General features: G+C 42.4%; 5 protein-coding genes. 3 read left to right on the top strand and 2 right to left on the bottom strand.

The window, feature by feature from the left end:
* Nucleotides 1-1118 precede the first annotated feature (1118 nt).
* From DW917_RS15265 to DW917_RS15275, 3 genes are read left to right on the top strand one after another with little or no spacing between them, the layout of a single operon-like run.
* Nucleotides 1119-4325: a TonB-dependent receptor gene (locus DW917_RS15265; RefSeq protein WP_118120097.1), complete on the top strand. Its 3207-nt coding sequence runs from the start codon at nucleotides 1119-1121 to the stop codon at nucleotides 4323-4325.
* Between the two features lie 23 nt (nucleotides 4326-4348).
* Entirely contained in the window at nucleotides 4349-6034 is a 1686-nt protein-coding gene (locus tag DW917_RS15270; RefSeq protein ID WP_118120098.1) for a RagB/SusD family nutrient uptake outer membrane protein, read from the top strand.
* Between the two features lie 37 nt (nucleotides 6035-6071).
* On the top strand, nucleotides 6072-7352 hold the full coding sequence (locus tag DW917_RS15275) for a histidine phosphatase family protein (protein WP_118120100.1): 1281 nt from the start codon (nucleotides 6072-6074) through the stop codon (nucleotides 7350-7352).
* 83 nt (nucleotides 7353-7435) lie between these two features.
* Here DW917_RS15275 and DW917_RS15280 read toward each other — a convergent pair whose 3' ends face one another.
* Nucleotides 7436-7897 (bottom strand): RNase H family protein, encoded by a 462-nt coding sequence (locus tag DW917_RS15280; RefSeq protein WP_287845481.1) that lies wholly within the window; start codon nucleotides 7895-7897, stop codon nucleotides 7436-7438.
* 189 nt (nucleotides 7898-8086) lie between these two features.
* Nucleotides 8087-9907: an arginine--tRNA ligase gene (gene argS, locus DW917_RS15285; RefSeq protein ID WP_118120102.1), complete on the bottom strand. Its 1821-nt coding sequence runs from the start codon at nucleotides 9905-9907 to the stop codon at nucleotides 8087-8089.
* Nucleotides 9908-10122 lie beyond the last annotated feature (215 nt).

Below are 10122 nucleotides of genomic sequence, written 5' to 3' on the forward strand. Positions count from 1 at the left end.
TCAAGGCTTTTCTATTCAAAGTTTTCAATAGGGGTAGTTACCTAAGGGGATTTGAACTTAAAATAAGCATAATAGGAGGCGATGATTAACCTTAATAGAAGCTAATGGTTAGTCTTAATAGAAGCTTGAATTAGCCCCAGCAGTCAACCCTGGATGGGAATAAGAGAGAAACGAATGTCTTTCTTCATTGTAAATATTTCCTTCTATATTTTGCCAACTCGTTTTTAGTCGATGTAGCTCTCAAGAAATGGATTTCAGCATAAAAACGATTCTCTTTTTACAACTTTTCGCATCAAAGAATAATAGTAATGCTTTATTATAATCTCATGTTGTACGACTATATAATCCCATGTCGTACGACAATAGTGATGCAATCGTACGTTTATAGGGACCCATGTCGTACGACATGAGAGCCTTATAAACATTATTCTTCAATCACGAAAATCATAACTATCTGATTTTCAGTACCTTCTTTTCCTTGTTCATATTTTCAATATTCACACACAAATAAGATTCAGTTGAAAATACAGAAATCTCAGCAAGGAAAATGTAAAGAGAAACTCACAAATGCCTCTGATTAATAATATGATGAAGGGTGATGAAGGGTTGAATTGCACCCTTCACCCCCTGAAACTCCGATAAACACATGGGATTTAGGCGGAAAGATGAAGGGTGACGAGATTTTACGAGTGCCGTTTCTAAAAAAAATCCTGATATTCGATAAATACCCCTATATTTCCAAAATGCTTGCTTACGGCACTAATGTGCCCTGGCTGAAGCACCAAAGTGCCCTGGCTGGAGCACTTTTAGGGCACAGAGAATTATAGTGCTAACTCTCAGAGATAGTGGTGCTATCTTTCAGAGATAATACTGCATTATAGTCTTTTTTAGAATAAATTGAACTATGAAAACATGTAAAAATGTACGGCTTTTTATGAAATTATCCGTAGAATATTACCGCATTTGTTTAACCAAAACATGATTGTTTGCGAACACACAAAAAAAGTGAAATAAAAATTTCATTTTAACAGGATTGTAATTGGGTGCAACGAAAAATATAATTGTCTTCAATGCGTAGCTACATAAGACAATATAATAAACTTTTAATAAGTAAATCTATGAATTTAAGAAGAATTTCAGCTTCATGTTTTTGTTTGTTGCTGGCAGGAAATTTAGCAGTTTCAGCTCAAACAGTGACACTCGGTTCCAACAAGGTCTCTTTGAAGGCGGCGTTTGAGAAAATCGAGAAGGCTTCTAAGTACAAGATAGCTTACAACTCGTCGTTGATTGATGCAAATCGCACAGTCACCATCAGTAAGACAAAAGGGGATGTATTGGAGATATTAAACCTCTTATTAAAGGAAAGCGGTTGCACTTATGAGAAAAAAGGAAATTATCTGATTGTAAAACCTCAATCTAAAAAACAACCTGGCAAGAAAAATATAAAGCGAGTGACTGGTCAACTCCTCGATGAAATGGGAGAACCGATGATTGGTGTGACGGTCATGGTGAAAGGTACAACTACAGGTGTTGTAACTGATATTGATGGAAATTTTACGATTGAAGACGTACCTGAAGATGCGTCGGAACTACATGTTTCTTATATAGGTTATGAAGCCAAAGATGTGCAGATTTCATCTTCTTCTTTGCAAATCAAGATGACTCCTGATAATGAGCAGTTGGATGAAGTGGTTGTAGTCGGTTATGGTACCGTCAAGAAGAATGACCTTACGGGTTCTGTTTCGGCTATTAAGCCAGATGAGTTCAACCGTGGTGCCAAATCAAGTGCGCAGGATGCTCTGGTTGGTAAGGTGGCTGGTGTAAATGTGGTTTCCAGTTCTGGTGCTCCTGGTTCTGGTTCTACTATTCGTATCCGAAGCGGTGCTTCACTTTCTGCTTCCAATGATCCGTTAATTGTTATTGATGGAGTACCTGTTGACAACTCTTCTATTGAGGGCGGAACTAACCTTATCGGTGGTATAAACCCTAATGATATAGAGACCTTTACCGTCTTGAAAGATGCTTCTGCTACGGCAATCTATGGTTCGCGAGCTTCTAATGGTGTCATTGTTATTACTACAAAAAAAGGAACCAATGGTGCACCTAAGTTCAATTACTCTGCCAATTTTGCTTTGAGTACAACTGCCGACCGTCTGGAAGTATTGAGTGCTGATGAGTTCAGAGCATTTGTTCCTACTGTTTCTGGTGTTCCAGATAATATCGTAATGGGTAGCAGCAACACCAATTGGCAAGACGAGATTTACCGTACGGCATTTGGTATGGACCATAATATTTCCATGTCGGGAAGCATCCGTAAGAAAATACCGGTGAGAGTATCTCTCGGTTATACAAATCAGGATGGTGTCATTCGTAGCAATAACTATCAGCGTTATACATTCGATGGCGGTATTTCACCTAAATTCTTCAAAGATCATCTGAGCTTAAATGTCAATGTAAAGGCATCCTATGAAGATAATAAACGTGTAGATGAAGGCGTAGTAGGCAGTGCTTTGTCTTATGATCCGACTCGTCCTGTTAAGACGGGAAGTGCAACTTCCGCTACAGATCCTGGATTGGGATATTTTATCTGGATGAATGGCAATGCGCCAATGGCTATTCAGGGCGACAACCCGATGGCGCAGTTGGACTTGCAGAATATGCAAAATAAGATTTACCGTTCTATAGGTAATGCTTCTATCAATTATAAGGTACATGGTCTGGAAGATTTACAGCTTAATATGAATTTAGGCTATGATATCCTGCAGAGTAAGTACGCAAAGGATGTTCCTGATTTGGCAGGTATGATGTACACCGGCAATAAGAAGGATGGAACAGGATTGGATTATGATTCCAAGCAGAAGAAACGTAACACCTTGTTGGATCTTTATGCAAACTATCAGCATACATTCGCAGAAAAACATGATGTGAGTGCAATGGCTGGTTATGGTTGGCAGCATTTCTGGAAGAAGTTTAATGATACGACTCTTTCTCCAGAAGGCGAAGAACTGTTTTCTCCTAAACATTCAGAGTCTGAATATTATCTTCTGTCTTTGTATGGCCGCTTGAATTATGCCTTCACCAATAAATATATGGTTACGGCAACTTTGCGTGCTGATGCTTCTTCTCGTTTCGCAAAGGGAAACAGATGGGGTTATTTCCCTTCTGTAGCTTTGGGATGGAAACTCTCGGAAGAGAAATTCCTTAAGAACAGCAAGGTGCTTACCAATCTGAAGTTGCGCCTGAGCTATGGTCTTACCGGTCAGCAGGATATTATCAATGACTATCCTTACATGACCACTTTCTCTGTATCTTATCCAGAGTCCAGCTATCTTTTTGGTGATAAATGGTACAATACCTATCGCCCAAACGGATATGATAGAGACATTAAATGGGAGACTACAGAGACTTGGAATGCTGGTTTTGACTATGGTTTTCTTAACAACCGCATCTATGGTTCGCTCGATGTTTACAAGCGCCATACCAAGGATTTGCTGAATACGATTCCTGTGATTTCTGGTGTGAACTATTCTGCTGTCCTGACCACTAATATTGGTGAGATGGACAATAAGGGTGTGGAATTTTCTATCAACGCTGTGCCTATCGATACCAAGGATTTTACATGGACTGTAGGATTTAATTATACCTGGAATGATTCTGAGATTACTAAACTGAATGTTTCTGATAGCGAAGGTTCTTATGTAGAGACGGGTGCTATTTCTGGCACAGGTAAGTTTGTGGAATGTTTCATGGTAGGTAAGCGCCCATATACTTTCTATCTGGCAAAACAGGCTTATGATGAGAATGGAAAGCCTATTGAGGGAAAATATGTACAGCCTGATGGTTCTGTTTCTGCTACTGAGACACGTTATGCCAACAAGTGTGCGTTGCCAAAGTCTTATCTTGGTTTCAATACCCAATTCTCTTACAAACAGTGGGAGTTAGGTATTACAGGTCATGGTTCTTTCGGCAATTACATCTATAATTACATTGAGGCCGACCAGTATCAGCAGCAGGTTTATAGCGATCAGGGCAATTTCTCCAATATATTGAAAGTAACAGCCGAAAAGGGCTTCCAGCAGCAACAGTTATATTCAGACTATTTCTTGCAGCGTGGCGACTTCTTCCGCATTGACAATATCACTTTGGGTTATACATTCAGGAAATTATGGAACAGCAGTTCTTCTCTGCGTGTATCGGCAGCTGTACAGAATGTTTGCACATTCACCAGCTATTCTGGTATTGATCCGGAAATATACTCAGGTATTGACAGAAATGTTTATCCACGTCCTCGTACCTACTCATTGTCTTTCAATCTTAACTTCTAAATGGTCTCAATAACGATAGGATTATGAAAAAGAATATTTTTAAACTTTTGATATTTATATTGATGGGTAGCCTGACTACTTCATGTTTTGGCGACCTGGATACAATGCCTCTTGACGAAACTCAGTTGGTGGGCGAAAAAGTATATAATACGGCTGATGGCTATACGGGTGTTTTGGCAAAATGTTACAGTTCTCTTATCCTGACAGGACAGAAAGGCGGTGATGGTGGCGATGGTGACCTTGAAGGTGCCAATGAAGGATATTCTGGCTATGTGCGCCTGATGTTCTATCTGCAGGAGTTGAGTACTGATGATTTCATCATGCCTTCTTCTTCCAATGGATTGCGTAAGTGTCTGAATCTGCAGTGGGATGCTTCTAATGCTTCGGTTATCCGCTGGACTTATCAGCGTCTGTACATGACTATAGCTTATTGCAACGAATTGTTGCGTGAGTGTACAGAGGATAAACTGAAGTCTCGTGGCCTCTGGAATCAGCTGGGAGATGAGTGTGCTTCTTATCGTGCTGAGGCTCGTTTCATCCGTGCTTATTGCTATGCTACTTTGTGCGATTTGTTTGGTGCCGTACCTTATATAGACGAGAATACCGGTGTGAAGGATATTCCTGCACACCGGTCGCGCAAGGAAATCTTCGAATTTGCAGAAAATGAATTGAAGAATATCGATGGCGACTTGAAGGCTCCTGGTGCTAATGTTTATGGTAGAATAGATCGCGTGGCAGCCTGGTTCCTGCTTTCCCGTATGTACCTGAATGCGCAGACATGGATAGGTGAAAACCATTATAATGATGCTCTGACCTATGCAAAGAAAGTAATCGATGATAACCATTATCCTCTGGCTTCAGACTACCGTCAGATTTTCCTTGCTGACAATGACCAATGCAAGGAAATCATCTGGCCTTTGGTACAGGATGGACAGAGAGCACAGAGTTCTGCCGGTACTAACTTCTATGTGAAGGCATTCGTAAATGGTCCGATGAACGAACTCTATAATACTGGTATCGGTTCTCGTGGCTGGGGTAATGTGAGAGCCAAGACAACTCTCGTAGATGCCTTTGATGCGGACGATGTGATGTTTGATACAAATGATACATGGGGAAATAATAAAAAGGATAAGCGTGCGCAGTTTATGACAGCCTTGCCTAATCAGGTGAAGGAAACATGGGATTCTAAGGATGCTATGACCAGTACATATACCTGTGGTTATGGTTATATTAAATGGCGTAATGTAACCAAGGAAGACCAAATTCCAGAAAGTGGTGATGCTTATACCTCTATCGACTTCCCGCTTTTCCGTACAGGAGAAGCTTACCTGACTGCCGCTGAGGCGATTCTTCGTGGAGCAGATGGTACCAAGGATGAGGCTTTGAAATACGTCAATGAAATCCGTCAGCGTGCTTATATGAGCGGTAAATATGCCAAGGATGGTGTGCGCTCGGATGTTTCTGGAACCATTGGCTTGAATGAACTTACTCTCGATTTCCTGATGTCTGAACGTCAGCGTGAGTTGGCTTCTGAGTTGGTGAGACGTACCGACCTGATTCGTTTTGGCAAGTTTACCAAGGGATATAACTGGGACTGGAAAAATACTGAGCGATTAGGTACAGATGTAGATGATCATTTCCAATTGTTCCCAATTCCTCAAACTGAGTTCTCCAACAATCCTCTGTTGAAGCAAAATGATGGTTATTAAAATAATGGAAATAAACCTTATACTATATAAATCATAAATGAAGAATCTTAGAATAAAGACTTTAGCCTTGGTGTTGGCTACTTTTGGTTTGGGCGTAAATGCCCAAACCACATTTGAAGAAATTAGTGCAGACCTTAATAAGGCTGGTGGTGTTTATCTGGCTTATCCTAAGGTGGAAGCCAAGCAGACTCCTGCCCCTAAGGGTTATAAGCCTTTCTATGTAAGCCATTATGGAAGACATGGTTCCCGCTATCTTTTGGGAGACGGTGACTATCAGTGGATTATCCAGCTGATGACGAAAGCTGATGCTGTAAATGGTCTTACTCCTTTGGGAAAGGATGTGTTGCAGCGATTACAACTTGTTTGGAAAGAGACTGAGGGACATGGAGGCGATTTGACTCCGCTGGGTGTTCGTCAGCATCAGGGTATTGCCGAGCGTATGTCGAAGAACTTCCCTGAAGTGTTCCGTGGTAAGCGCCAGATTTCTGCCCGTTCTACCGTTGTTTACCGTTGTGCGATGAGTATGGTTGCTTTTGGTGACCGTCTGAAGGGATTGAATCCTCAACTTGATATCAATTATGAGATGAGTGAGAAATACATGTCTTATCTCAATTATCATACCGATCGTTCTAATGCCTTTACTCATGGAGAAAAGGGACCTTGGGTAGAGGAATACCGCAAGTTTGAGGCGGCACAGGTTAAGCCAGACCGTCTTGTCAATTCATTATTTTCAAATGCTGATTTTATCCGTTGCGAGGTAAATCCTGCCAATTTGATGTGGGGATTGTATTGGATTGCTGTAGATATGCAGGATATTGAAACTCCTTTGTCTTTCTACGATATTTTCACCGCTCAGGAAATGTTTGATTTGTGGCAGTGCGTCAATTACCGCTTCTATATCTGTAATGCAAATCCTTTAGCAAGTAAGGGCCTTGTGATGGCTAATGCGAAAACCCTTGTGGAGAATATTATAGAGTCTGCTGATTCTGCCATGAAGAATCGTTCTATTGCAGCTACCTTGCGCTTTGGGCATGATGGCAATGTTATTCCTTTGTTGGCTTTATTGCAGATAGAAAACTTCGATGTGGCTGTGGCTGGACCTGCTGAAGTTTATAAGCATTGGTGTGATTTCAAGGCAACTCCTATGGCTTCTAATGTCCAACTTGTATTCTTCGAGAATAAAAGTCGTGATGTCTTAGTGAAGTTCTTGCATAATGAGAAGGAGGTTCACATTCCTGTAAAAACTGATATTTGGCCTTATTACCATTGGAATGAGGTGAAAGAGTATTATCAGAAACGTCTGTCTGCTCTTCCTTAATAAATTTGTATTGATTTTAGTTAAGTTAAGTTTAAGAATGGCTTCTGCTCCGGCAGAAGCCATTCTTTTGCAATATATTTCTATTATTTCCTTCCGAAGTCGGCAGGGATTTCGCCCCAAGTCTTGGTATCCCATTTCAAAATAGGGATGGTAACCTGATGGGTGCGGAGCCAGTTCTCTGCGCGGGCTATGATCTGATGGAGCTGCGCGGTCTGGGGAGTATGCTCCAATTTGGTCTTACATTGTTTCTTTTTTACCCACAACTGGGCATTCACGCTGTCGCTATAGATTACCTTGTCAGTAATCCCCCTTTGCTCCATCAGGGCAAGGGCGTGGACTATGGCGAGGAACTCGCCGATATTATTGGTGCCGTGAAGTGGACCGTAGTGGAAAACCTGTGCTCCCGTCTGCAGGTCTATGCATTGGTATTCCATCGGACCGGGATTGCCGGAACAGGCTGCATCTACAGCCCAGGCATTTGCCATTACTTCATTGGGCAATGGTAAAACGGTATCGTTTCTCCATGATGGAGGATTCACAGGCATATTACTCATATTTCTATTATTTCTGTTGGGGTTAAAAAAGTAAATGAGCATGTCCCAATCTTAATGTTGGGACGATGCTCATTATTTGTCAATAGTCAATATTCTTATTAAATTGTAGGTTATTATATCTTGAATTTCCTTTCTTATAGAGAATTCTTACATAATAATAAACCCCCTACATTAGGATCATTACATTCTTTCTGGAACCTCGATGCCGAGAAGGGACATACCGTTCTTCAAGATCTTAGCGACATTGGCTGCAAGAACCAGACGAGTGATCTTCTCTGCCTCGCTCTCAGCATTCAGGATGCTGTAGTCGTGATAGAACTGGTTGAACTCCTTGGTCAACTCGTAGCAGTAGTTGGCAATACCTCCAGGGTTGTAGTTGTTGCCTGCATCGGCTACGGCTACAGCGAAGTCGTTCATTTTCTGGATGAGGTCGATCTCCTTCTCGTTGATAGGTGCATCAGCGCCCAACTCTGCAGGAATCTCGATGCCCTCGGCTGCTGCCTTGCGCATGATGCTGCGGATACGAGCGTAGGTATATTGGATGAAAGGACCTGTGTTGCCGTTGAAGTCGATACTCTCCTCTGGATTGAAGAGCATATTCTTGCGGGCATCTACTTTGAGAATGAAGTACTTCAATGCTCCGAGACCCACGATGCGTGAAATCTCCTGACGCTCTTCCTCGCTCATGTCCTTGAACTTGCCCAGCTCATCGCTTGTCTGGCGAGCGTCCTTGATCATCTCTGCCATCAGGTCATCTGCATCTACTACAGTTCCTTCGCGGCTCTTCATCTTACCATTAGGCAACTCTACCATTCCGTAAGAGAAGTGAACCAAGTCCTTACCCCACTTGAAGCCGAGGCGGTCGAGCAGGATAGAGAGTACCTGGAAGTGGTAGTTCTGCTCATTACCTACTACGTAGATCATCTTGTCGATAGGGAAGTCCTTGAAACGGAGGTCGGCAGTACCGATGTCCTGAGTCATATAGACAGAAGTGCCGTCAGAACGGAGTAGGAGCTTCTGGTCGAGACCCTCGTTGGTGAGGTCTGCCCACACAGAGTTATCGTCCTTGCGGAAGAAGAGACCCTTCTCCAAGCCTTCCTCTACTTTCTTCTTACCTTCGAGGTAAGTGTTTGACTCATAATATATCTTGTCGAAACTTACGCCCATCATCTTGTAAGTTTCATCGAAGCCAGCGTAAACCCAGCTGTTCATCTTCGCCCAGAGTGCACGAACCTCAGGGTCGTTGTTCTCCCACTTGACGAGCATTTCGTGAGCCTCCTTGATCAGCGGAGCCTCTGTCTTTGCTTTCTCTGTGGCAGCTTCTTCGTCCATACCTTCCTTCATATACTGAGCCTTGAGTTCTGCGATTTCCTCACGGTAGTGCTTGTCGAAGGCTACATAGTAGTCGCCGATGAGGTGGTCGCCCTTCTTGCCGGAAGTTTCTGGAGTTTCGCCATTGCCCCACTTGAGCCAAGCGAGCATTGACTTACAGATGTGAATACCACGGTCGTTGACGATGTTGGTCTTGATCACTTTATTGCCGTTTGCCTCCATGATCTGAGCCAAAGACCAGCCGAGGAGGTTGTTGCGCACGTGACCGAGGTGGAGAGGCTTGTTGGTGTTAGGAGAAGAGTACTCGATCATGACGAGTGGGCTGTTCTCTGTAACTGGCTTCTCACCGAACTTAGGGTCAGCGTTGATGGTGTTGAGGAGTCCTACCCAAGCGGCAGGAGCGATAGAAAGGTTGAGGAAACCTTTTACCACATTGAAGTCTGCGATAACATGAGCGCAGTTTTTCTTCAAGTACTCACCGATTTCCTGTGCAGTATCCTCAGGTTTCTTCTTAGATATCTTGAGGAATGGGAATACGACGAGGGTAAGGTTACCTTCGAAATTACTCTTGGTCTTCTGCAGGGCTACCATTTTCTCTGGCACGTCCTGACCATAAAGCTCTTTCACCGCAGCGATTACTGAGCTGATGATTTCGTTTTCTATCTTCATTATCTTAAATGTATCTTTTTTACCGGTAATATTTTTCTATGCCTGGTCAAAAGTCCTCATCCGAGGGGGCAAATCGCTCTGAATGGAGCATAATTTTGACTTAGCGGCTGCAAATTTACAAATAATTATTGAATTACGCAAAGAAATATTGCGCATTATTATTTTTTTTGTTTCATTTATCAATAGTTCGTTAAAATTTGAGATAATGGCTAAGC

It is taken from the genome of Prevotella sp. AM42-24, from assembly GCF_003461825.1.
Taxonomy (GTDB): domain Bacteria; phylum Bacteroidota; class Bacteroidia; order Bacteroidales; family Bacteroidaceae; genus Prevotella; species Prevotella hominis.